This is a genomic window from Ramlibacter sp. JJN2-2R (genome assembly GCF_057747835.1).
Genome location: NZ_CM173226.1, coordinates 2,845,729 through 2,868,299 on the forward strand (window position 1 = coordinate 2,845,729; position 22,571 = coordinate 2,868,299).

The following is a 22,571-nucleotide window of genomic DNA, read 5'->3' on the forward strand; positions in this document are numbered from 1 at the left end:
TTCAGAACGCCTGCTGCAGCAGGCCGAGGATCTCGCCGGCGTCGCGCACCGGGCGAGGGTTGAAATACAGGCCGCGTTCGCCCATGGTCTTGCGCGCGATGGGCTCCAGCGCCTCGCGCGGCACGCCGATGTCGCGCAGCCGGCGCGGCACCGGCAGGGCGTCGGCGAAACGCTCCAGCCAGTCGACGAAGTCCCCCGCCGCGCCGACGGCGGCCGCGGCACGGGCCAGCTGCGGCTGCACCGCGTCGCGGTTGAAGCGCAGCGCGTGCGGCAGCAGCACGGCATTGGCCTCGCCGTGCGGCGCGCCGGTCACCGAGCCGATGGCATGGCAGACCGCGTGGTGCAGGCAGGTGCGCGCGTTCACCAGCACCAGGCCGGACAGGTGCGCGGCATACAGCAGCTCGCCACGCACCGCGGCGTCGGCGGGGCTGGCATGCACGGCAGGCAGGGCGTGGGCAAAGCGCTGCAGCGCGTCCAGCGCCAGCAGCTCGGCCAGCGGCGAGCGCTCCCTGGAATACAGCCCCTCGACGCAATGGGCCAGGCCGTTCATGCCGGTCGACAGCATCAGCGCCGCCGGCACGCCGAGATTGGCTTTCGCGTCGAGCAGGACGACGCGGCTGGCCAGCTGCGGATCGGTGAACAGCAGCTTGCGGCCATCGGCGTCGCGGATGCCCAGGCTGGGCGTCACTTCGGCGCCGGAGGCGGTGCAGGGAATGGAAACGATGGGGAGCTTGGGCCGGGCAAGCACGGGCACGTGCAGGTCGGCCGGCGGGGTGAAGCGGCTCGCATGGTCGGCCAGGCGGCCGCCTTCGGCCATCAGGAGCGCCACGGCCTTGGCCGTGTCCGAACTGCTGCCCCCGCCGACCGCCACGATGGCCTGCACGTCCGCGGCCTGGCTGCGCTCGGCCAGCGCCTCCACCAGCGCGACCGACGAGTGGGCCGGCACGTCCTGCGCCTGCAGCACCTGCAGGCCCTCGAGCTGGCGCAGCACGCGGCCGTGCAACGGCGAGCGGCGCACGCTGGCGCCGCACAGCAGCAGCACGCGCTGCGCCCGCAGCAGGGCCAGCTCGGCCCCCAGCGCGTCGACGGCGTCCTCGCGCGCGATGGTCTTCATCGCCGGGGTGCGCTGCACGAAAGCGGCCGCGGTGGTCATGCGGCGCCGAATTCGAAGTCGCGCACCATCCGCTGCTCGGCCAGCTGCCACTGGCCGCCCTGGCGGCGGAACAGGCTGTCCACGACGTTGATGCTGAAGAGGGCCGGCGCCTGCCCCTCGAGCTGGCGATAGGCCGTGAGGTAGGCCTCCACCCGGGCCTCGTCCGCGGACGCCGAGGTCACCACCATGTTGGAGATCACGTGGCGCACCCGCATCGACGCGGGACGTGCCTGCAGCGCGGCCAGGATGTCCGCCCGGCCTTCCAGCCACTGGCCCTGCCGCAGCCAGCGGCCCTGCGGCAGGAAGATGCCGGCCAGCGCCTCGTAGCGGCGTTCGTCGAGATGGCGGAAGAACGCCTGCAGGCGCTGCGTCAGCTGCACCACCTGCTCGCTGTTCGGCTCGGATTCGCTCATGCGCCACAGTGTAGGAAGCAAGGTCGCCGCACGCGCTCCCGGTTCGATAATGTGGCGTTTCCAGAATCGAAACGAATCCACGATGGACCGTCTCCGCTGCCTGCAGATCTTCGCCGAGGTGGCACGCTGCCGCAGCTTCGTGCGGGCGGCCTGGCAGCTGTCGGTGTCCAAGGCGACCGTGACCAAGCACGTGGCCTGGCTGGAGACCAGCGTCGGCTCGCAGCTCCTCAATCGCAGCAGCAAGCAGGTCTCGCTCACCGAGGCCGGTGCGCGCGTGCTGGAAGGAGCGCAGGACCTGCTGGAGCGCTACGAGCGCATGGAGGCCGACGTGCGCAGTTCGGTGAACCTGCCGCGGGGAATCATCCGGGTCGGCACGCCGCCCGCGTTCGGCATCCACCACCTGATGCCCGTCGTGGCGCGGTTCATGCAGCGCTACCCCGACATCGAGGTGACGGTGGTGCTGGACGACGGCCGCACCGACCTGCTGGCCGAGGCGCTGGATCTGTCGATCCGCATCGCACCGCAGCTGGAGGACGCCTCGTTCATCGCCTATCCGCTGATGAAGGCCCCGCAGGTGCTGGTGGCTTCGCCGGCCTACCTGGCCGCGGCCGGGACGCCGAAGGCGATCGAGGACCTGGCGCGGCACAACTGCCTGGTGCACACGATCAAGTCGGCCTCGGGGTCCTGGCGCTTCGCCGGCGACCCGCCGCAGGACGTGCGGGTGCGGGGCTCGGTGCGCTCCAACATGGGCGAGGCGCTGAAGAAGGCGGCCCTGATGGGGGTGGGCATCGCGGTCCACCCCTACTACATGGTGTCGGAGGAACTGCGCAGCGGTGCGCTGCAGGTGGTGCTGCCGCAGCTCACGCCGCAGGAGCTGGACATCTATGCGGTGTTCTCCACCCGCCGCAACATGCCGGTGCGGGTGCGGGCGCTGCTGGAGTTCCTGAAGGAATGGGCGGCCAACCCGCCGCCCTGGTCGCAGCCGCGCAGCGAGGCGGCGGCGCCGCCCCCCGCCCCGCGCAAGCGCCGCGTCACTCGCCCTTGATCTGCGCCGACTTGATCAGCTGCGCCCAGCGCTGGGCGTCGCCCTTGAGCCACTCGCGGTACTCGTCCGGGGTGGAGCCGACCACCACGGCGCCCAGGCCGCGCAGTCGCTCGCGGATCTCGGGCTTGGCCAGCGCGCCGCGGATCGCCGCGCCCAGCTTCTGCACCACCGGCGCGGGCGTGCCGGCCGGGGCGAGGAAGCCGACCGGGCCGACGTAGGCCTCGAAGCCCGGGAAGCCCGCTTCCGCCATCGTGGGCACGGTCGGGTAGTCGGGATGCCGGCTCTCGGTGGTCACGGCCAGGATGCGCAGCTTCTTCTCGGCCACATGGCTGCCCACGCCGATCATGGGATAGAACATGAAGCTGACCCGGCCGGACATGACCTCGGTGAGCGCCGGCCCGTTGCCCTTGAACGGCACGTGGATCATCCTGGTCTGCGACCGCTGCGCCAGCAGTTCGGCCGCCAGGTGCGCCGAGCCGCCGTTGCCGGCGGAGCCGTAGCTCACCTTGCCGGGATCGGCCTTGGCGGCCTTCACCAGGTCCGCCATCGAGCGGTACGGCGAGTCGTAGCTCACCACCAGCAGCTGCGGCAACACCACCGCCAGGCTGACCGGCGTGAAGTCCTTGACCGGGTCGTACTTCACCACGCCCGGGTTCATCAGCGGGTTCACGTTGTGCGACAGCGTGTTGACGATCAGCGTGTAGCCGTCGGCCGGCGAGCGTGCCACCGCCTCGGTCGCGATGTTGCCGTTCGCGCCGGCGCGGTTGTCCACCACGACCGGCTGGCCCAGCGTGTTGCCGATCTCCTGGCCGATCACCCGCGCGATGACGTCGGTGGGGCCGCCGGCCGCATAGCCGACCACCAGCTTGATCGGCTTGGTGGGAAAGTCCTGCGCCCGGGCGCCGAGCGGAGCCAGCGCCGCCGCGAGGCCGGCGGCCAGCAGGGCCGCGCGTCGTGTGAAGTTCATGGTGTCTCCTTGGAAGTCGTCGTGTGTCGAAGCAGATCGGGCGTGAGGCCCCGGGGATGGGGGACGCCGCACAGCTGCAGCGTCCGCAGGAACTCGTCGCGCAGGATGTCCAGCGCCTTCATCGCGCCGGGCGCCCCGCCCGCGGCGACCCCGAACAGCGTGGCGCGGCCCAGCAGGACGGCGCTGGCGCCCAGCGCCATCGCCTTGGCGGCGTCGGTGCCGCGCCGGATGCCGCCATCGAGCAGCACGGGGATGCGGCCCGAGACGGCCTGCACGACTTCGGGCAGCGCGTCGAGCGTCGCCACCGCCCCGTCGAGCTGGCGACCGCCGTGGTTGGACACCACGATGGCGTCGCAGCCCAGGGACAGCAGGCGCCGTGCGTCGTCGCCGCGGCTGATGCCCTTGACGATCAGCTTGCGCGGCCAGCGCTCGCGCACCTGCGCGAGCCGGTCCCAGTCGAAGCCGGGGTCGTAGCTGCGGCCCACCGAGGAGGCGATCTCGGTGGCGCTGCGGGCCGCGAGCTCGAGGCCGCGCAGGTTCTCGAAGGCGGGGATGCCGCGGCGAAGCAGGTCCAGCGTCCAGCGCGGATGCAGCGCGAAGTCGAGCGCATTGCGGCGCGTGATGCGGAACGGCACCGAGAACTGGTTGTGGAAATCGCGCTCGCGCTTGCCGCCCACCGGCAGGTCGACGGTGATGACCAGCGCCTCGTAGCCGGCGTGGTCCGCCCGCTCGATCATCTTCCAGAAGAACTCCTGGTTGCGCAGCACGTAGGCCTGGAACCAGAGCCGGCCGGACGACGCCTTGGCCACCGCCTCGATGGAGGCGGTTCCGCTGCTGGACAGGGTGAACGGGATGCCGTGCTTTTCCGCGGCGCGCGCCAGGTGCAGGTCGGCGTCGCGCCAGCCGAAGCCCAGGGCGCCCGTCGGGCCGATCGCCATCGGCAGGCCCATGGGCCGGTCGAACAGCGAGGTGGCGGTGGAGGCGCCGGCGACGTTCACGAGCACGCGCGGCGCCAGCCGATGCCGCTCGAACGCCGCGCGGTTCTCCCCGAGGGTGGATTCGTCCTCGGCGCCCCCGTCGTAGAAATCGAAGATGCTGCGCGGCAGGCGCCGGCGCGCCAGCCGCCTCAGGTCGTCGATCGAATAGCAGGCCGCGACGCTGCGCGGCCGCGGGGGGCAGGAACGCATCGGGCGATTATGGGGAGCGGGTCGCCCCGGTGCGCCCCGGCTGGCGAAATGCAAGGTTTCCAATTTGCGAACCAGGCGGCCTCGTCGGCGACTCGCCGGGGACGGCGTGGACGGCGTGGACGCAACCAAGCCGGGGAGCTGCCGGCGGGCGCCACCGGTGCCAAGGCGTGTGCGGCATTGCCCTCGCGCAGCCCGTCGCGGCCGGCAGCGCTTCGTCCCGGCACCGTGCAGCCCGTCGCATGCCACTCGCCGGCTCAGCCGCGGGTCGGCACAGTGCGCCCGTCCCTGCCAACCAACGGTCCCCCGATGCCGCCCCTTCGAATCGCCGCCCAGCGCCCCGTCCTCACCGCCGCCGCCTGCGCGCTGCTGCAGTTCCTGCTCACGATGGGCATCCTGCTGGCCGGCAGGTCGCTGCTGGCGCCGGAGCAGTTTCCCAAGGTGAAGCTGCTGGCCTTCGCCTCCACGATCGTGCTGCCGCTGCTGCTGGTGCAGGCGTTCGGGCTGTGGAAGGCGATGGGCCTGGAGCCCGGCAGGATCCGGCCCGCGCCGGTGTTCCTGGTGTCGCTGTTGCTGGTGGCCATGAACCTGTCGATGGGGGCGCACCTGCGCGAGCACGCCGACCCGCTGGGCGACCTGCTGGTGCAGTTCCTCAACGCGTTCGGCGAGGAGCTGCTGTTCCGCGGCCTGGTCTTCGCGCTCCTGCTGCGGCTGCCGGTCTGGCAGGCCATCGCGCTGAACGGCGCCCTCTTCGGCGCCATGCACCTGCTGCACGGGTTCATGGACGGCAACTGGGGCGCCGCCGCCGGCCAGGCCGCCCTGACCGCGCTGGGCGGCATGCTGTTCACGGCCGTGCGCTACCGCACGGGCAGCCTCTGGCTGGCGATCCTGCTGCACATGCTCAAGAACCTGAGCGTGATGTACTCGAACCTGGCGTTCGCGGCGGGTCCGCTGGCCGTCACGGCGGCGCAGGGCGCCACCATCGTGCTGGAACTGCTGGTCGTGGGCTACGTGGTCGCCCGCACGCCGCGCGGCCTGCGGCCGGCTGCGCAGCCGGCCGGCGCGTGACGCCGGGGGCGGCCCGCGGCTACGCCGTGGCGCCGGTGCCGCCCACGGACTTGCCCAGCCGCGCGATCCCTTCCCGGATCCTGGCCACGTCGGCAGTGGCGAACGACAGCCGCAGCGAACTGCGATCGGGCTCGCGCGCGAAGAACGGCGCGCCCGGCACGAACGCCACGCCCTGCTCGATCGCCCGCCTGGCGAACTCACCCGCGTCGCTGATCCTGCCGCCCGCGCCGGTCAGGCGCGCCCAGAAGAACAGGCCGCCCTGCGGCTGCGTGAACTCGATCGCATCGCCCAGCTCCTGCCGCAGCGCGTCGCCCATCGCCTGCGCCCGCTCGGCGTAGACCTGGCGCACGTGCGCGAGCGTCGCGGGCATGCGGCCGGACTTGAGGTACTGCGCCGCGGTGGCCTGGGCGAAGGTGCTGGTGTGCGCGTCGCTGAACTGCTTGCACATCGTGGCCTTGGCCAGCAACTCGGGCGGCGCCACCAGCCAGCCCACGCGCAGGCCCGGCGACAGCACCTTGCTCATGCTGCCGCAGTGCGCCAGCCAGTCGCGCGAGCCGGGCACGTCCTTGCTCAACGCCAGCAGCGACGGCGGCGGCGGCTCCTTGGTGAAGTACAGGTCGCCGTAGGGGTCGTCCTCGATCACCAGCGTCTGGTGCTTCACCGCCAGTTCCAGCACGCGCTTGCGCCGCTCCAGCGACAGCAGCGCGCCGCTCGGGTTGCCGAAGGTGGGGATCAGGTAGACGAACTTCGGCTTGTGTTCGACGATGAGCTGCTCGAGCCGGTCCACCTGCACGCCCTGCGCGTCGATGGGGGCCGACAGCACGTCGGCGCCGTACAGCCGGAAGCACTGGATGGTGGCCAGGAAGGTCGGGCCCTCGACGATCACCTTGTCGCCCGGATCGATCAGGGTCTTGCCCAGCAGGTCCAGCGCCTGCTGGCTGCCGGTGGTGACGATCAGCTGGCCGGGCTCCAGGCCCTCGACGCCCTTGCTGCGTTCGAACGCGGCGAGCTGGGCGCGCAGCGGCTCGTAGCCCTCGGTGGCGCCGTACTGCAGCGCGGCGCCGGGCTCCTCGGCCAGCGCTGTCTGGCTCGCGTCGCGCAGGCCCTCGACGTCGAACATGGCGGCATCGGGAAAGCCTCCGGCGAAGGAGATGATGCCGGGCTTGCCCAGCAGCTTGAACAGCTCGCGGATGGCGGAGGTTTCGACGTTGTCGAGGCGGGAGGCGAATGGCAGGGGCATGTGGCGGTTCGGCAAAGGCAATGTGGGCGAAGCCCGAGGGCGTGCGCCGATTGTGGCCTCATCCGAAACCGGGCCGCCGGGACCCGGGATCCGCGCCTGGCGCGGGCCCCGTGCCTCAGTCGTCGCGGCGCGTGCGGCCCAGGCCGTCGCGGCTGGCGGCGGGCTTGTCGTCCATCTTGTCGGCGTAGCGCAGCCCCACGTTGTCGAGGTCGCCGTCGCCGGTGGCCACGGCGTGCTCCTCGCTGCGGTTGGACGTCGGCCGCTCGGTCCAGGCGCTGCTGCTGCCGGGCATGGCGCTGCCGCCCGCGGTCATGCCGGCCGGCTCCATGTCGGTGGGGTCGGCGCGCACGATCTCGCGCAGGGGCCGCTGGGCCGGGCGGTGCACGACGTCGAAGTCGCTGGCGGGCTGCTCCTGCAGCACCACGCGGGCGCGCTGCGCCTCGGCCTCGTCCATCGTGTCCACCACCAGCACCGTGCGGCCGCTGTCCACATGGGTGTCGTAGGTGCCGCGGTGCGGATGGTCGACACCGAAGAGGTGGCCGAAGAAGCCCGTCACGCGCTGCACCACGTGCGGGTCGAGCGCGATCTCGTGCTCGGCGCCGCCGCGCGCGCGCAGGTCGTCCTCGTGCGACCAGGCCTCGCGGCTCTCCTGGTGCTCCAGGTGCACGTCGCGGCGGGCGAAGCCGGCGGCCAGCAGGCGGTCGCGGGCGCGCTCGGCGGCGGCGCGGTCGTCGAAAGTGCAAAGGGCGGTGTGCATGCGTGGACTCCTGTGCGGGTTGCGTCGCCTTCGTTGATAGGCTTTCGGCGGCTCGGCCGCAGTCGTCCCGGCGAGGCGCCTGCTGTAGGTGCGGGACTACCCCGAGGCCGCCGCCGCGGGGCTCTGGCAAGCTGGGAGCGTTCCCGCGCTGACGACCACCTGACGCACGCCATGATCGAACACCACCTCGACCTGCCCACCGCCGACGGCGCGATGAACACCTTCGTTGTCCATCCCGAGGAAGGCGGGCCGCATCCGGTCGTGCTGTTCTACATGGATGCCCCCGGCAAGCGCGAGGAGCTGCACGACATGGCGCGGCGCATCGCGGCGGTGGGCTACTTCGTCGTGCTGCCCAACCTGTACTACCGCAGGAGCCGCGACTTCGAGCTGCGCGTGCGCACGCCCGAGGGCATGGCGCCGATGTTCGAGCTGATGAACAGCCTGACCAATGGCCTCGTCGTGCGCGACACCGAAGCGATGTTGCGCTATGTCGACGCGCAGCCGGCCGCCGACGCGCGGCGCCTGGGCGCCGTGGGCTACTGCATGAGCGGGCCGTTCGTGTTCGCCGCGGCCGCCGCCTTCCCCGATCGCGTGCAGGCCATCGCCGCCATCCACCCGGCCAACATGGTCACCGACCGCGAGGACTCGCCGCACCGCCTGGCCGCGCGCATCCGCTGCGAGACCTACGTCGCGTGCGCCGAGACCGACAAGTGGGCGCCGCCCGAGACGGTCGCCACGCTGCAGGCCGCCCTGGACGCCGCCGGCACGCCCTACCGCCTGGAGTGGTACCCGGGCGCCGAGCACGGCTTCGTGTTCCCCCGCCGCGAGGGCGTCTACCACCGCGAATCGGCCGAGCGGCACTGGGAGCGGCTGTTCGCGCTGTTCGAGCGCAGGTTGAAGGGGACGTGAGATGGAGCGGGCGCGCCTCGCGGTCATGCCTGGTCGCCTCGCGCTGTTCGCCCGCGCGCCGCTCACTGTCATGCCGGGCTCGACCCGGCATCCAGGCCCGGCGCATGGGACAGGCACCGGACTGGATTGCGGGTCAAGCCCGCAATGACAGGCATCTGGGGCCTCGCACCGAATCCTGGGTCGAGCCCGCAACGCGCCGGGGCGAACCCGCCTCGCTGTCATGCCGGGCTCGACCCGGCATCCAGGCCCCATGCCGGCGGCGGGACTGGATTGCGGGTCGAGCCCGCAATGACAGGCTTTCAGCCCTCAACCCTCGCCCTCGCCTCGCCCCAACCCATCAGCCCGCCCTGCTGAGAACCACCGGCGCCGTCCGACGCGGCGCGCGGCGGCGATGCCGCAAGCTGGCGGCGCGCATGAAGTCTCCCAAGCAACTCCTTCGCCTCGCCATCCAGGCCGCCAAGTCCTGGTCCAACGACTACGCGCCGAGCATGGGCGCGGCCATCTCGTACTACACGGTCTTCTCGCTCGCGCCGCTGCTGGTGATCGTGATCGCCATCGCCGGCGCGGTGTTCGGCCGCGAGGCGGTGCAGGGCCTGATCTCGGCCCAGCTCAGCGGGCTGATGGGACCGTCGGGCGCCGAGATGATCGAGGGCCTGATCGCCAGTGCGAGCGACACCGACCGCGGGCTGGTCGCCGGGCTCATCAGCTTCGGCGTGCTGGTGGTGGGCGCCACCACCGTGTTCGCCGAGCTGCAGAGCGCGCTCGACCGCATCTGGAAAGTGCCCGAGGCCAGGAAGCCCTCGGGCATCGTCGGCCTGCTGCGCGCCCGCCTGCTCTCGTTCGGCCTGATCCTGGGCGTGGCCTTCCTGCTGATGGTGTCGCTGGTGGTCAGCGCGGGGCTGGCGGCCGTCGGCGCCTGGGCCGGCACGCTGATGCCCGGCTGGGAGACGGTGCTGCAGCTGCTCAACACCGCCGTCTCCGTCAGCATCCTGACCGTGCTGTTCGCACTGATCTTCCGCTTCATGCCCTCCGCCGTGGTCGCCTGGCGCGACGTGTGGATCGGCGCCCTTGTCACCGCCATCCTGTTCGAGATCGGCAAGCTGGCGATCGGCCTGTACATCGGCAAGAGCGGCATGAGCGAATCGTTCCAGGCCGCCGGCGCGCTGGTGATCCTGCTGGCGTGGGTGTACTACGCCGCGCAGATCTTCCTGCTGGGCGCGGAGTTCACCAAGGCGTACGCGGACGCGGACCGGCCCCCGGTCGAAGCGCGCAAACCGACGCAGGAGAACCCGACCAGGACCTGACGCGAAAGCGCCATCCGTCGGCGTGCGCAGGCCGTTTGGCGGGCATTCGCATCGGCTGTGCATCATGGCATCCGGACGTGCCGAACATTACAATGTCCGTCGCATGCCAGGCAGCGCCGACAATCACCAGAACGCACCCATCGTCGTGGCCGACCACGGCGTCACGGTGACCGTACTGCGGGACACGCTAGGAACGCGCCTGCCGCTCGCGCACGCCGAATCGCTGGAACGGGCCAAGGCGCTGGTCCAGCCCGCGACGCCGCTGGTGCTGTGCGAATGCCACTTCGACGATGGCCGCATGTACGACCTGCTGCGCTGGATGAAGGCGTCGCCGCCGCTGCGCCGCATCCCCTTCCTGGCCGTGCGCCTGCGCGAAGGGCAGCTGGACGACGCCATCTACGAGAGCGTGAAGATCGCCACCGACGCCCTGGGCGGCAACGGCTTCGTCGACCTGTTCCGCTGGCAGGTGCGCTTCGGCGAGGAAGGCGCCGCGCAGCGCCTGGCCCAGTGCGTCGAGGCGCTGATGGCCGGCCGTCAGCCGCCCGGCGTCGCCTGACGCCGCCGGCGTCCTCCCGGACACCCCCGATCGCGTTCGCCGTCCCCCGGAGGCGCGCCGGCAGCGGGACTGGATTGCGGGTCAAGCCCGCAATGACAGGCCTTGCGGCCCCCCCAACGACCGTGCCAACCGGCCCAACCGCCCCCCTCTGTCATGCCGGGCTCGACCCGGCATCCAGTCCCCATGCCCGGATTCGGCTGCATCAAATCGATATTTCATGTATATTTGAACTATGGATGAATCGCAGGTCGTCAAGGCGCTCGCCGCGCTCGCCCAGCCCGTGCGGCTGCAGTTGTTCCGCGCGCTGGTCGTCACCGGGCCGCAGGGGCTGACGCCCGGCACCATGGCCGAGGGGCTCGGCGTCTCGCCCAGCGCCCTGTCCTTCCACCTCAAGGAGCTGGCCCATGCCGGGCTGATCTCGTCCGAGCGCGCCAGCCGCAACGTGATCTACCGGGCCGAATTCGCGCAGATGAACGCCCTGCTCGCCTACCTCACCGACAACTGCTGCCAGGGCGCCGCCTGCGCCACCGCGCCGGACGCGTCCTGCGGCGCCTGCTGACCCCACCGACCCCACCGAAGGAGCTGACCATGAAGCGATTCCATGTGCACACCCACGTGCAGGACCTGCAGGCGAGCATCGCCTTCTATTCCCGCCTGTTCGGCGCCGAGCCGGCCCGCGTCGAGGGCGACTACGCCAAGTGGATGCTGGACGACCCGCGCCTGAACTTCGCCATCTCCTCGCGCGGCGGCAAGACTGGCATCGGCCACCTGGGCTTCCAGGCCGACACGCCGCAGGAGCTGGACGAGCTGAAGTCGCGTGCCGAGGCCGCCGAGGGCGCGCTGTTCGACGAGGGCCAGACCACCTGCTGCTACGCCCGCAGCGAGAAGCACTGGGTCGAGGACCCGCAGGGCATCCGCTGGGAGCACTTCCACACCACCGGCACGATCGCCACCTTCAGCGAGGCGGCCCGGCCCGCGGCCGACGCCGCACCGACGGGCGCGACGGGCTGCTGCGGTCCCCAGGCCCGCTCCGAAGGCGCGTGCGACGCCGCCCCGGCGCAGGCGGCCGCCGCGCCATCCAGCTGCGGCCCCCGGGCCCGCGCCGAAGGCGCCTGCTGCTGACGCCGCCGATGACGATCGACGTCCTGATCCTGTGCACGCACAACTCGGCCCGCAGCGTGCTCGCCGAGGGCATGCTGAACCACTGGGCGCGCCGCCTCGGGCGTGACGTGCGCGCCCACAGCGCGGGCAGCGCACCCAGCGGGCGCGTCAACCCGCTCGCGCTGCAGGCGCTGCAGGAAGCCGGCGTGGACACCGCCGGCGTTCGCAGCAAGAGCTGGGACGAGTTCACGCAGCCCGGCGCGCCGCGGCTGCGCCTGGTCATCACGGTCTGCGACGCGGCCGCGGCGGAGCAGTGTCCCTACTGGCCGGGCAGTCCGGTCCAGGTGCACTGGGGCTATCCGGACCCGTCGAACGCACCCGGCGGCGACGAAGGCAGGCGCCAGGCCTTCGAGCTGACCCGGCAGGCGATCGGCTACCGCCTGCTGCAGCTGCTGGCACTTCCGCTGGAGACGATGGACGACCAGGCGCTGCAGGCCGCGCTGCTCGCCATCTCGCACGCGTGATGCCGCGCGCGTCCGTGCTCCGCGCGTGCCTGGGCGAGCTGCTCGGCACCGCGCTGCTGCTTGCCGTGGTCATCGGCTCCGGCATCATGGCCGAGCGGCTGGCGGGCGGCAACGCGGCCATCGCCCTGCTGGCCAACACGCTGGCCACGGTCGGCGGCCTGTATGTGCTGATCGAGCTGTTCGGGCCGGTGAGCGGCGCCCACTTCAATCCGGCCGTCTCGGTCGTGATGGCGGCGCGCGGCCACCTGGCCTGGCCCGTGCTCGTGCCCTACGTCGCCTGCCAGCTGGCCGGCGCCGCGGCCGGCGCGTGGCTCGCGCACGCCATGTTCGACCTGCCGCTGCTGCAGCTGTCGCAGAAGGTGCGCAGCGGGCCGGGCCAGTGGATCGCCGAAGCCGTCGCCACCTTCGGCCTGCTGCTCGTCGTGCTGCGCGCGCCGGCCGCCCGCGCCGCCGCGATGGTCGCCGCCTACATCGGCGCCGCCTACTGGTTCACGGCCTCCACCTCGTTCGCCAATCCGGCCGCGGCGTTCGCGCGCATGCTGACCGACAGCTTCGCGGGCATCGCCCCGGCCAGCGTGCCGGGGTTCGTGCTGGCCGAGTCCGCCGGCGCGGCGCTGGCCGTGGGCGTCCATGCGCTGCTCGGGCGCCGGGGTGACGGCACCAGCCCGCAGGAAGCGATGCCGCCGCATTCCGGCGACACTCGGGGGCGTGAGCCCCAGCCCTGACCGCCTGCCGCCCCGCGGCCGCACCGTCGCCACGCTCGGCACGGCCCAGACGCTCGCCTGGGCGTCGACCTATTACCTGCCCGCGATCCTGGCGGTGCCGATCGCGCGCGACCTGGGCACTTCGGTGCCGACGGTGTTCGCCGCCTTCTCCCTCGCGCTCGTCGTCTCGGCCCTGCTCGGCCCGCATTCGGGCCAGGCCATCGACCGCTGGGGCGGCCGGCCCGTGCTCAGCGCCACCAGCATCGTGTTCGCTGCCGGCCTGGCGCTGCTCGGGCTGGCGCAGTCCACGCCGATGCTGTTCGCCGCCTGGGTGCTGCTGGGCGTGGGCATGGGCAGCGGCCTTTACGAAGGCGGCTTCGCGGCGCTGGTGCGGCTGTACGGCCACCAGGCCCGCAGCGCCATCACCGGCATCACGCTGATCGCCGGCTTCGCCAGCACGGTGGGCTGGCCGCTCAGCGCGTGGCTGCTGACCGAAGTCGGCTGGCGCGGCGCCTGCTTCGCCTGGGCCGCGCTGCACCTGGTGCTGGGGCTGCCGCTCAACCTGGCGCTGCCCCGCGCGGCCGCGCACCGGCCCGCGGCGGCCGGCGAGCACGCGGCGGCGCCGCCGGTGCCGCTGCGCTCGGTGGTGCTGCTCTCGTTCGTCTTCGCCACCACCTGGTTCGTCAGCACCGCGATGGCCGCGCACCTGCCGCGGCTGCTGCAGGCCGCGGGCGCGACGCTCGCGGCGGCCGTCGCCGTCGGGGCGCTGATCGGCCCGTCGCAGGTCGCCGCCCGGATGCTGGAGTACGGGCTGCTCAGCCGCATCCATCCGCTGCTGTCCGCCCGCCTGGCGGCGGGGCTGCATCCGCTGGGCGTGGCCGTGCTGGCCGTGTTCGGCGCGCCGGCGGCGGTGGTGTTCGGCGTGCTGCACGGCGCGGGCAACGGCATCCTCACCATCGCCAAGGGCACGCTGCCGCTGGCGCTGTTCGGCCCCGCCGGCTACGGCCAGCGGCAAGGCATGCTGATGGTGCCGGCGCGCATCGCGCAGGCGCTGGCGCCGTGGGCGTTCGGCGTGTGGATCGACCGCTGGGGCGCCGGCGCGCTGATGCTGTCGGCCGGCCTCGGGCTGGCGGCGCTGGGTGCGCTGTTCATGCTGCAGCCGGCGGCCGGCAGTGCCGGCGCGCCGGCCGGCCCGTCGGCCGCTCGCTCCTAGAACCCCGCGGCCAGGCCGTCGCGACGCGAGTCGGACGCCGCCACGTAGCCCTCGACCTTCGGATCGCCCGCGCGCCAGATGAACTGGCCGGCGCCGAAGTCCTGGTAGTTGTCGTTGATCACCTCGACGACGTGGCCGCGCGCGCCGAGCTCGCGCACCGTGGCCTTGTCCATCTGCTGCTCGACGTTGATCTCCAGGCCGGCGTTGTAGCGCCAGCGCGGGGCGTCGCAGGCGGCCTGCGGACTCTGCTTGTAGTCGAGCATGCGCACCAGCGTCTGCATGTGGCCCTGCGGCTGCATGTTGGCGCCCATGACGCCGAACGACATCACCGGCTGGCCGTCCCTGGTGAGGAAGGCCGGGATGATGGTGTGGAACGGCCGCTTGCCGGGCGCCACCTGGTTCGGGCCGGGCTGCAGCGAGAAGCCGTGGCCGCGGTTCTGCAGGCTGATGCCGAAGGTGGGCTCCACGCAGCCGGAGCCGAAGCCCATGTAGTTGCTCTGGATGAAGCTGACCATCATGCCGTTCTCGTCGGCCGCGGTCAGGTAGATGGTGCCGCCCTTGACCGGGTTGCCGGCGCCGAAGTCCTGCGCCTTCTTCATGTCGATCAGCTTCGCGCGGCTGGCGAGGTAGGCGTCGTCCAGCATCTGCTCGGGCGTGACCTCCATCGACGCCGGCTCGGCGACGTACTTGTAGACGTCGGCGAAGGCCAGCTTCATCGCCTCGATCTGCAGGTGCTGCGAGTCGGGGCCGTCCACCGGCAGGCCCGCGACGTCGAACTGGTCGAGGATGCCCAGGGCGATCAGCGCGGCGATGCCCTGTCCGTTGGGCGGGATCTCGTGCATCGTGTAGCCGCGGTAGTTCTTGGCCAGCGGCTTGACCCACTCGGGCCGGTAGGCGGCGAAGTCCTTGGCGGTGATGGCGCCGCCGTGCTCGCCGATGAAGCGCTCGATGGCCTGGGCGATCTCGCCACCGTAGTAGGCCTCGCCCTTGGTCTCGGCGATCTTGCGCAGGCCCCGGGCCGCCGCCTTGAACTGGAACAGCTCGCCCACCCGCGGCGCGCGGCCCCAGGGCAGGAAGCCGTCGCGGAAGCCCGGCATCCCACCCAGTTCGGGCGTGGCCGCGGCCCACTTCTGCTGCACCACCACCGGCAGCAGGTAGCCGCGCTCGGCGATGTCGATGGCCGGCTCCAGCAGGTCGGCGAACGGCAGCTTGCCGAAGCGCTCGGACATGGCGACCCACGAGGCCACCGCGCCCGGCACCGTGATCGAGTCGGGCCCGCGCTTGGGCGGGGTGGCCGCGCCGGCGCCGTGCTTCTTGCGGAAGTACTCGGGCGTCCAGGCGGCGGGCGCGCGGCCCGAGGCGTTCAGGCCGTGCAGTTCCTTGCCGTCCCACAGGATCGCGAACGCGTCGCTGCCCAGGCCGTTGCTCACCGGCTCGCAGATGGTCATCACCGCGGCGGCCGCGATGGCGGCGTCGACGGCATTGCCGCCCTTCCACAGGATGCGCAGGCCCGCCTGCGCCGCCAGCGGGTGCGAGGTGGACACGACGTTGCGCGCGAGGACGGGGATGCGGGTGGTCGGGTACGGGTTGTGGAAGTCGAAATGCATGGGGTGGGTCTCCAAGTCCTGGGGTCGGGGCGGCCGGGCCGCCGTTCAGGGGGTGCGTCGTGGGGTCGGGCCTGGATCCCGGCCTGCGCCGGGATGACAGGGAGGTGGCGGCCCAGCGTTGGGGACAGCCCGGGTCGGTTGGCAGCCTGGGCGCTGGTTCCCGGCCTGCGCCGGGATGACCGCCTTCGTTTCACTCGGCCGTCAGCTTCCTCTCGAGGATGATCTTCTTCCATTTGGCGCGATCGGCTTCGGCCATGGCGGCGAACTGCTGCGGGGTGCCGCCGACCGGCTCGATGCCCAGGCGGGCCAGGCGGTCCTTGACGTCGGCGTCCTGCAGCGCCTGGTTCAGCGCGGTGTTCAGGCGCGTGACCAGCTCGGGCGGCAGGCCCTTGGGGCCGTACAGGCCGAACCAGGTGACGACCTCGTAGCCCGGCACCGTCTCGGCGATGGCGGGCACGTCGGGCAGGAGCGGCGAGCGCTTGGCGCTGCTGATGCCCAGCACCTTGACGCGGCCCTCCTTGATGTGGGGCATGGCGCTGGCCACGTTGTCGAACAGCAGGTCGATCTTGCCGCTGATCAGGTCGGGCATCGCCAGCGCCGTGCCGCGGTACGGGATGTGCACCAGGTACACGCCGGCCTGCGCCTTGAAGTACTCGGCGCTCAGGTGGACGATGGTGCCGTTGCCGCTGCTGGCGTAGTTGAGCTTGCCCGGGTTCTTGCGCGCGTACTCGATCCACTCCCTGACGCTCTTCGCCGGCGCCGCGTTGGGCACCACCATCAGGTTGGGCGCATTGCCGACGTGGGCGATGGGCGTGAAGTCGTGCACCGCGTCGTACGGCAGCTTGTTGCCCGGGAAGCTGGGGCCGATGCTGTGCGTGCTGCTGGTGGCCAGCAGCAGCGTGTAGCCGTCCGCCGGCGCCTTGGCGGCGATGTCCGAGCCGATCGCGCCGCCGGCGCCGGGCTTGTTGTCGACGATCACCGTGCCGCCCAGCCGTTCGCCGAGCTTGTTCGAGACGGCGCGGGCGAAGATGTCGGTCGCGCCGCCCGCGGGGAACGGCACGACCAGGCGGATCGGCTTGCCGGGGAACTGGGCCTGGGCCCGGACAGGCGCCGCCGCGGCGGCCGCGGTGGCGAGCAGGAAGGTGCGGCGGGTGGTCATCGGTCCATCATAGGCATGCCGATGCGAAAGGAAAAGCCAAAGCTGGTTTAGCGACACGAAAGCGATGCTTTAGCATCGCGGCATGGCCAGCATCCGGCTCCTGCGCACCTTCCTGGCCGTCGCCGCCGAGGGCTCCTTCGCCGCGGCGGCGCCGCGCGTCGCGCTGACGCAGGCCGCGGTGGGCCAGCAGATGCGCGCCCTGGAAGCCGAGCTGCGCCGGCCGCTGTTCGAGCGCCACGGCAAGGCCGTCGCGCTGTCCGAGAGCGGCCGGGCCGTGCTGCCGCAGGTGCACCAGATCGTCGCCGCCTGGGACCAGCTGCTGGCCAGCGCGCCCGCCAGCGAGCCGATGGCCGGCACCGTGCACCTGGGCGCCATCGTGTCGGCCGTGCGGCCGCTGATCGAATCGACGCTGGCGCTCAAGGCGCGGCATCCGGGGCTGGACCTGCACGTGAGCGCGGCCAAGTCGGCCGACCTGCTGGCGCGGGTCGCGGCCGGCGAGCTCGACGGCGCCATCGTCGTGCGCGAGGACGCCACCGCCGCGCCGGGCCTGGCCTGGACCGCGCTGTACGACGAACCGATGGTGCTGCTCGCGCCCGGCACGCTGCCGGCGGCGGCGCCGCGCACGCTGCTGCAGCGGCACCCCTTCATCCGCTTCGACCGTGGCGAGCACACCGGCCGGCTGGTCGAGCGCGCGCTGCGCAAGCTGCGCGTCAAGCCCGAGCCCTTCCTGGAGCTCAACGCGCTGGAGGGCATGGTGGAGCTGGTGCGCTCGGGGCTGGGCATCGCGGTCGTGCCGCTGCTGCGCGAGTCGCGCTGGCAGGCCGACGCGCGGCTGCGCGTGCTGCCGATCGAGCAGGCGCCGGCGCGGCAGGTGGCGCTAGTGCAGCGGCGCGGCGCGGGCAACGCCGCGGCGATGGCGGCGGTCGTGCGCGAGCTGCAGGGCCGGCTGGCCGCGTAAGGCTTCAGCGGCCGCGGGCGCGCAAGTCCGCCGGCGGTGTCCAGTCCACCAGGGCGAAGCGGCGGATGGTGTCGGCCGCGGGATTGCGGCTGTCGTCGCGCCAGCACAGGTCGATCTCGGCGATGGCGTCGGCGCGCCACAGCGGCCGGAACACCACGTTCTCCAGCCGCAGGTGCCGGCCCGAGGCCGGCACGATGGCCAGGCCGATGCCGGCGCGCACCAGGGCCAGGATGGTGTGGGTCTGCGCGATGTGGTGCACGTAGCGCGGCGGCGTGCTGGTGGACTTGAACAGCGCCACGATCTTGTCGTGGAAGTACTTGCCCTCGGCCTGCGAGTACATGACCAGCGGCTCGCCCGCCAGGTCCTGCATGCGCACCTTGGGCTGCCGCGCCAGCGCATGGCGCGCCGGCAGCGCCAGCATCATCGGCTCGCGCGCCACCCGGTGGTGCCGCACGCCCGGCACGGCATGCAGCGGCCGCGCGAAGCCCAGGTCGATCGCGCCCTCCTCCAGCGCGCGCAGCTGCGCCGAGGACACCATCTCCTGCAGCACCACCTCGATGTCGGGAAAGGCGCGCTCGGCCGCGGCCAGCAGCGAGGGGATGAGCACGTAGCCGGTCACGGCGGTGTAGCCGACCACCACCCGGCCGGACTGGCCCAGGCCGGTGCGCCGCGCGGTCTCGCCGGCGCGCGCGGCCAGCTGCAGGATGGCCGCGGCATCGCGGTAGAAGGCCGCGCCGGCGGCCGTGAGCCGCACGCTGCGGCTGGTGCGCTCGAGCAGCTGCGTGCCCACGGCGTGTTCCAGCAGCTGGATCTGCCGCGACAGCGGGGGCTGCGTCATGTGCAGCCGCGCGGCGGCGCGGCCGAAGTGCAGTTCATCGGCCACGGCGGCGAAGCAGCGAAGCTGGGCAAGGTCGAACATCGATCCACATTCTGCATCGGTCGATCCATGATCTGGCTTGGACTTTGAATCGATCGCTCCCTACACTTTTCCTCGCGGACAAGCACCAGAGACAACGGGCGCAGCCCGCGCCCGCCCCACGAAAGGAATCCCGCCCATGAAGAAGCCCCTCGCCTTCGGCGCCCTGTGCCTGGCGGCCGCCTGCGCCTTCGGCCAGGCCTGGCCGGCCCGGCCCGTCACCCTGGTCGTGCCGTTCCCGCCCGGCGGCGGCACCGACACGGGCGCCCGCATCCTGGCCGAGCAGCTGGCGAGGAAGTGGGGCCAGCCGGTGCTGGTGGACAACCGCGGCGGCGCGGCCGGCCAGATCGGCGCCGACCTGGTGGCCAAGGCCAGGCCCGACGGCTACACGCTGCTGATGGGCAACATCGGCACCCAGGCCATCAACCCCGCGCTCTATCCCAAGCTGCCCTACGACCCCGACCGGGCCTTCGCGCCGGTCTCGCTGGTGGCGGAGCTGCCGCTGGCGATGACGGTCAACCCCGCGGTGCCGGCAAAGAGCGTCAGGGAGTTCGTCGACCTGGCGAAGTCGCAGCCGGGCAAGCTCAGTTACAGCAGCTCCGGCGCCGGCGGCGGCCCGCACCTGGCGGCCGAGATGTTCAAGGACGCCACCGGCACCTACGTGCTGCACGTGCCGTACCGCGGCGGCGGCCCGGCCATCGCCGACCTGCTGGCCGGCCACGTACAGCTGTCGTTCATGACGGTGTTCGAGGCCAGCAGCCAGATCAAGGCCGGCAAGCTGCGCGCGCTGGCCGTGACCAGCGACAAGCGCGTGTCGGCGCTGCCCGACGTGCCGACGCTGGCCGAGTCCGGCCTGCCCGGCTTCAACAGCATCTCGTGGATCGGCATCCTGGCCCCCGCCGGCACGCCGCGCGAGGTGGTGGAGAAGGTGTCGGCCGACATCCGCGAGACGGTGGCGCGCGAGGACGTGAAGGACAAGCTGGTGCAGCTGGGCGCCGTGCCCGCCACCAGCACGCCGGCGCAGTTCCAGGCCATGATCGACAAGGACCGCAAGCGCTACGGCCAGATCATCCGCGACCGCCACATCACCGCGAACTGACCCGATGCCGCCCCCCGTCCTGCTCCAGGCCATCGGCCTGCTGCCCGAAGTCGACCGCCATCTTGCCGAGCACTACACCGTGCACCGGCTGCCGCCGCCCGGCCCCGAGCGCGACGCGCTGCTGGCGCGGCACGGCGCCGAGGCCACCGGCCTGGTGACGTCGGCGCGCGCCGGCTTCGACGCCGCGCTGCTCGAGCGGCTGCCGCGGCTGCGGGTGATCTCCAGCTTCGGCGTCGGCCTGGACGCGCTCGACGTGCCGGCCGCCCGCCAGCGCGGCATCGCGGTGGGCTACACGCCCGACGTGCTGACCGACTGCGTGGCCGACCTCGCGTTCGGCCTGCTGCTGTCCGTCGCGCGCCGCATTCCCGAGGGCGACCGCTACGTGCGCGCCGGCGACTGGGTGCAGCAACCGCCCGCGGCGTTCCCGGTGGGCCGCAAGGTGAGCGGCGCGCGGCTGGGCATCGTCGGCCTGGGCCGCATCGGCCAGGCCATCGCGCGGCGCGCGGGCGGCTTCGACATGCAGGTGCGGTACCACGCGCGCGGGCCGGTCGAGGGCGCGGGCTGGGACTTCGTGCCGCAGCTGGTCGAGCTGGCGCGCTGGGCCGACTTCCTGGTGCTCAGCACCACCGGCGGCCCGTCCACGCGCCACCTGGTGGACGAGGCGGTGCTGCAGGCGCTGGGCACCAAGGGGTTCCTGGTCAACATCGCGCGCGGCACCGTCGTCGACGAGGAAGCGCTTGTGCGTGCCCTGCAGGACCGGCGCATCGCCGGCGCCGCGCTCGACGTGTTCGAGCGCGAACCACACGTGCCGCCGGCGCTGCTCGCTGTGGACAACGTCGTGCTGCTGCCGCACATCGCCAGCGCGACGGCGGAAACACGCGCGGCGATGGGGCAGCGCGTGCTGGACAACCTGGCGGCGTTCTACGCGGGCCGGCCGCTGGTCAGCGCGGCCTGAGCGGACGTCGACGCAGGGGCGGCAGCGGGCCCGACGGCCTGTCAAGGCGGGCTCGACCCGCCATCCAGTCCGGACGCTATCCCGGGCCGCCGCCGCTGGATGCCGGGTCGAGCCCGGCATGACGACTCTCGAGGCGCCCTGCGTGGAAGGTGGGGCGAACTAAGGCGCACCTGGGCGCCCGAAGACCTGAGGTGCCCCGCGTCGCATCCGGGACGCATGGGCGTCGCGGCGCAGAGAGCCTGTCATGGCGGGCTTGACCCGCCATCCAGCCAGGACGCTATTCCGGGCCGCCGCCGCTGGATGCCGGGTCGAGCGCGGCATGACGACTCTCGAGGTGACCCGGGTCGCATTCGGGACGCCTGGGCGTTGCGCCGCAGAGAGCCTGTCATGGCGGGCTTCACCCGCCATCCAGTCCGGACGCTACCCCGGGCCGCCGCCGCTGGATGCCGGGTCGAGCCCGGCATGACGGCTCCTGGGAGTCCCGAGGCACGCACCGGTCACGCACCGCTCACGCGCCTCACGCGCCTCACGCGCCTCACGCGCCTCACGCGCCTCACGCGCCTCACGCGCCTCACGCGCCTCACGCGCCTCACGACGACCCTAGTCGATCTTGATCCCGGCCTGCCCCACCACCTCGGCCCAGCGCTTGCGTTCCTGGGCGAAGAACCGGTCCTGCTCGGCTGGGGCCATGGTCACCACCTCGGCGCCCTGCCCGGCGAGCCGCGCGCGGACGTCCGGGTTGCGGATGGCGCGCACGAGTTCGGTGTTCAGGCGCTGGACGATGGCGTCCGGGGTGCCCCGGGGCACCAGCACGCCCTGCCAGGTGCCCGACTCGAAGCCCGGCACGCCCTGCTCGGCGATGGTGGGCACGTCACCGATCAGCGGCATGCGGGTCTTCTTGGACACGCCCAGCACCTTGAGCTTGCCGCTCTGCACGTGCGGCAGGGTGGCCAGCATGCCGTTCATCAGCACCTGGGTCTGCCCGCCCACCGTGTCCTGCACGGCCTGGATGCCGCCCTTGTAGGGCACGTACTGCCAGCGCGCGCCGCTGGCGCGCTCCAGCGCCACGCCGGCCAGGTGCGGCGCGCTGCCGGTGGCCGTCACCGCGAAGTTCAGGTCCTTCTGCTTCGACAGCGCGACCAGCTCCTTGAGGTTGCTCGCCGGCACCGACGGGTGCACCACCAGCAGGTGCGGCGAATAGGCCAGCATGGTCACGCCGCGCAGGTCCTTGGACGGATCGAACGGCAGCCTGGTGTAGACCGAGGGCGTGATGGCCAGCGCTCCGACGTCGCACAGCAGCAGCGTGTGGCCGTCCGGGGCGGCCTTGGCCACGAAGTCCGAGCCCAGGTTGCCGTTGGCGCCGGCCTTGTTCTCGACGACCACCGACTGCTTGAGCGCCTCGCCCAGCAGGTTGCCGATCGAGCGCGCGATGATGTCCGACGAGCCGCCCGGCGGGTACGGCACGACGATGCGGATCGGCTTGCTCGGGAACGCGCTCGCCTGCGCGAAGGCCGTGGGCGCGGCAATGGCGGCGGCGCCGGTGGCCAGGGCCTGGCGGCGGGTGATGGAACGGGTCATGGCTGGTCTCCTTGTGGTGCTTGCTCTGGACTCGGTACTCTGTGCATGTCATGGCGGGCCCGACCCGCAGTCCAGTCCCGCGTCGCGAGCCGCCGCCGCTGCTGCTGGATGCCGGGTCGAGCCCGGCATGACACTGTCCCTTTTCCCGTCATTGCGGGCTC

23 protein-coding genes are annotated in these 22,571 nt (G+C 72.4%); 13 read left to right on the plus strand and 10 right to left on the minus strand.

The window, feature by feature from the left end:
- Window position 1 precedes the first annotated feature (1 nt).
- Together AC3ANR_RS13830 and AC3ANR_RS13835 are read right to left on the minus strand one after the other, a co-directional pair.
- The gene (locus tag AC3ANR_RS13830) at window positions 2-1,153 is read right to left on the minus strand and encodes an iron-containing alcohol dehydrogenase family protein (protein WP_488288678.1); all 1,152 of its coding nucleotides are present in this window, start codon (window positions 1,151-1,153) and stop codon (window positions 2-4) included.
- Window positions 1,150-1,566, minus strand: coding sequence for a nuclear transport factor 2 family protein (locus AC3ANR_RS13835; protein WP_488288679.1), 417 nt, complete (start codon window positions 1,564-1,566; stop codon window positions 1,150-1,152). The genes AC3ANR_RS13830 and AC3ANR_RS13835 overlap by 4 nt, the downstream gene beginning before the upstream one ends.
- A gap of 82 nt (window positions 1,567-1,648) precedes the next feature.
- Here AC3ANR_RS13835 and AC3ANR_RS13840 point away from each other — a divergent pair, with 82 nt between their 5' ends.
- Complete coding sequence (locus AC3ANR_RS13840) at window positions 1,649-2,611, plus strand: LysR family transcriptional regulator (protein ID WP_488288680.1); 963 nt, start codon at window positions 1,649-1,651, stop codon at window positions 2,609-2,611.
- Here the strand turns inward: AC3ANR_RS13840 and AC3ANR_RS13845 are convergent.
- On the minus strand, window positions 2,598-3,578 hold the full coding sequence (locus AC3ANR_RS13845; protein WP_488288681.1) for a Bug family tripartite tricarboxylate transporter substrate binding protein: 981 nt from the start codon (window positions 3,576-3,578) through the stop codon (window positions 2,598-2,600). The two genes, AC3ANR_RS13840 and AC3ANR_RS13845, sit on opposite strands and share 14 nt — an antisense overlap.
- Window positions 3,575-4,765, minus strand: a complete 1,191-nt coding sequence (locus AC3ANR_RS13850; RefSeq protein ID WP_488288682.1) for an alpha-hydroxy acid oxidase — start codon at window positions 4,763-4,765, stop codon at window positions 3,575-3,577. Before AC3ANR_RS13850 ends, AC3ANR_RS13845 begins: the two co-directional genes overlap by 4 nt.
- A gap of 306 nt (window positions 4,766-5,071) precedes the next feature.
- Between AC3ANR_RS13850 and AC3ANR_RS13855 the strand changes: the two genes are divergently transcribed.
- Complete coding sequence (locus AC3ANR_RS13855) at window positions 5,072-5,830, plus strand: CPBP family intramembrane glutamic endopeptidase (RefSeq protein ID WP_488288683.1); 759 nt, start codon at window positions 5,072-5,074, stop codon at window positions 5,828-5,830.
- 19 nt (window positions 5,831-5,849) lie between these two features.
- Here the strand turns inward: AC3ANR_RS13855 and AC3ANR_RS13860 are convergent, their stop codons facing one another.
- Window positions 5,850-7,064 (minus strand): aminotransferase-like domain-containing protein, encoded by a 1,215-nt coding sequence (locus tag AC3ANR_RS13860; protein ID WP_488291818.1) that lies wholly within the window; start codon window positions 7,062-7,064, stop codon window positions 5,850-5,852.
- A 121-nt stretch (window positions 7,065-7,185) separates the two neighbouring features.
- Window positions 7,186-7,827 carry a hypothetical protein gene (locus AC3ANR_RS13865; protein WP_488288684.1) on the minus strand — a complete coding sequence of 214 codons (642 nt, stop codon included), beginning with the start codon at window positions 7,825-7,827 and terminating at the stop codon, window positions 7,186-7,188.
- Window positions 7,828-7,998: 171 nt separating this feature from the next.
- Here AC3ANR_RS13865 and AC3ANR_RS13870 point away from each other — a divergent pair, with 171 nt between their 5' ends.
- The 8 genes from AC3ANR_RS13870 (at window position 7,999) to AC3ANR_RS13905 (ending at window position 14,138) form a co-directional block, all read left to right on the plus strand.
- A complete protein-coding gene (locus tag AC3ANR_RS13870) occupies window positions 7,999-8,736 on the plus strand; it encodes a dienelactone hydrolase family protein (RefSeq protein WP_488288685.1) in 738 nt (245 codons plus the stop codon).
- A 413-nt stretch (window positions 8,737-9,149) separates the two neighbouring features.
- Entirely contained in the window at window positions 9,150-10,040 is an 891-nt protein-coding gene (locus tag AC3ANR_RS13875; protein WP_488288686.1) for a YihY/virulence factor BrkB family protein, read from the plus strand.
- 103 nt (window positions 10,041-10,143) lie between these two features.
- A complete protein-coding gene (locus AC3ANR_RS13880; RefSeq protein ID WP_488288687.1) occupies window positions 10,144-10,596 on the plus strand; it encodes a hypothetical protein in 453 nt (150 codons plus the stop codon).
- A gap of 232 nt (window positions 10,597-10,828) precedes the next feature.
- Window positions 10,829-11,155 (plus strand): ArsR/SmtB family transcription factor, encoded by a 327-nt coding sequence (locus tag AC3ANR_RS13885; RefSeq protein WP_488288688.1) that lies wholly within the window; start codon window positions 10,829-10,831, stop codon window positions 11,153-11,155.
- A gap of 29 nt (window positions 11,156-11,184) precedes the next feature.
- Window positions 11,185-11,718, plus strand: a complete 534-nt coding sequence (locus AC3ANR_RS13890; protein ID WP_488288689.1) for an ArsI/CadI family heavy metal resistance metalloenzyme — start codon at window positions 11,185-11,187, stop codon at window positions 11,716-11,718.
- Window positions 11,719-11,726: 8 nt separating this feature from the next.
- On the plus strand, window positions 11,727-12,221 hold the full coding sequence (locus tag AC3ANR_RS13895; RefSeq protein ID WP_488288690.1) for an arsenate reductase ArsC: 495 nt from the start codon (window positions 11,727-11,729) through the stop codon (window positions 12,219-12,221).
- Window positions 12,221-12,946 (plus strand): aquaporin, encoded by a 726-nt coding sequence (locus AC3ANR_RS13900; RefSeq protein ID WP_488288691.1) that lies wholly within the window; start codon window positions 12,221-12,223, stop codon window positions 12,944-12,946. The genes AC3ANR_RS13895 and AC3ANR_RS13900 overlap by 1 nt, the downstream gene beginning before the upstream one ends.
- A complete protein-coding gene (locus tag AC3ANR_RS13905; RefSeq protein WP_488288692.1) occupies window positions 12,930-14,138 on the plus strand; it encodes an MFS transporter in 1,209 nt (402 codons plus the stop codon). The genes AC3ANR_RS13900 and AC3ANR_RS13905 overlap by 17 nt, the downstream gene beginning before the upstream one ends.
- On the opposite strand, the gene AC3ANR_RS13910 is transcribed toward AC3ANR_RS13905, so the two are convergent.
- Complete coding sequence (locus AC3ANR_RS13910) at window positions 14,135-15,745, minus strand: gamma-glutamyltransferase family protein (protein ID WP_488288693.1); 1,611 nt, start codon at window positions 15,743-15,745, stop codon at window positions 14,135-14,137. The genes AC3ANR_RS13905 and AC3ANR_RS13910 overlap by 4 nt on opposite strands.
- 190 nt (window positions 15,746-15,935) lie before the next feature.
- Window positions 15,936-16,904: a tripartite tricarboxylate transporter substrate binding protein gene (locus AC3ANR_RS13915; protein WP_488288694.1), complete on the minus strand. Its 969-nt coding sequence runs from the start codon at window positions 16,902-16,904 to the stop codon at window positions 15,936-15,938.
- A gap of 82 nt (window positions 16,905-16,986) precedes the next feature.
- Here AC3ANR_RS13915 and AC3ANR_RS13920 point away from each other — a divergent pair, with 82 nt between their 5' ends.
- Window positions 16,987-17,862 carry a LysR substrate-binding domain-containing protein gene (locus AC3ANR_RS13920; RefSeq protein WP_488288695.1) on the plus strand — a complete coding sequence of 292 codons (876 nt, stop codon included), beginning with the start codon at window positions 16,987-16,989 and terminating at the stop codon, window positions 17,860-17,862.
- A gap of 4 nt (window positions 17,863-17,866) precedes the next feature.
- Here AC3ANR_RS13920 and AC3ANR_RS13925 read toward each other — a convergent pair whose 3' ends face one another.
- Window positions 17,867-18,781: a LysR family transcriptional regulator gene (locus AC3ANR_RS13925; RefSeq protein ID WP_488288696.1), complete on the minus strand. Its 915-nt coding sequence runs from the start codon at window positions 18,779-18,781 to the stop codon at window positions 17,867-17,869.
- Between the two features lie 136 nt (window positions 18,782-18,917).
- Here AC3ANR_RS13925 and AC3ANR_RS13930 point away from each other — a divergent pair, with 136 nt between their 5' ends.
- The gene (locus AC3ANR_RS13930; RefSeq protein WP_488288697.1) at window positions 18,918-19,877 is read left to right on the plus strand and encodes a Bug family tripartite tricarboxylate transporter substrate binding protein; all 960 of its coding nucleotides are present in this window, start codon (window positions 18,918-18,920) and stop codon (window positions 19,875-19,877) included.
- A 4-nt stretch (window positions 19,878-19,881) separates the two neighbouring features.
- Window positions 19,882-20,832: a 2-hydroxyacid dehydrogenase gene (locus AC3ANR_RS13935; RefSeq protein ID WP_488288698.1), complete on the plus strand. Its 951-nt coding sequence runs from the start codon at window positions 19,882-19,884 to the stop codon at window positions 20,830-20,832.
- A gap of 600 nt (window positions 20,833-21,432) precedes the next feature.
- Here the strand turns inward: AC3ANR_RS13935 and AC3ANR_RS13940 are convergent.
- Window positions 21,433-22,410, minus strand: coding sequence for a Bug family tripartite tricarboxylate transporter substrate binding protein (locus AC3ANR_RS13940; RefSeq protein ID WP_488288699.1), 978 nt, complete (start codon window positions 22,408-22,410; stop codon window positions 21,433-21,435).
- Window positions 22,411-22,571 lie beyond the last annotated feature (161 nt).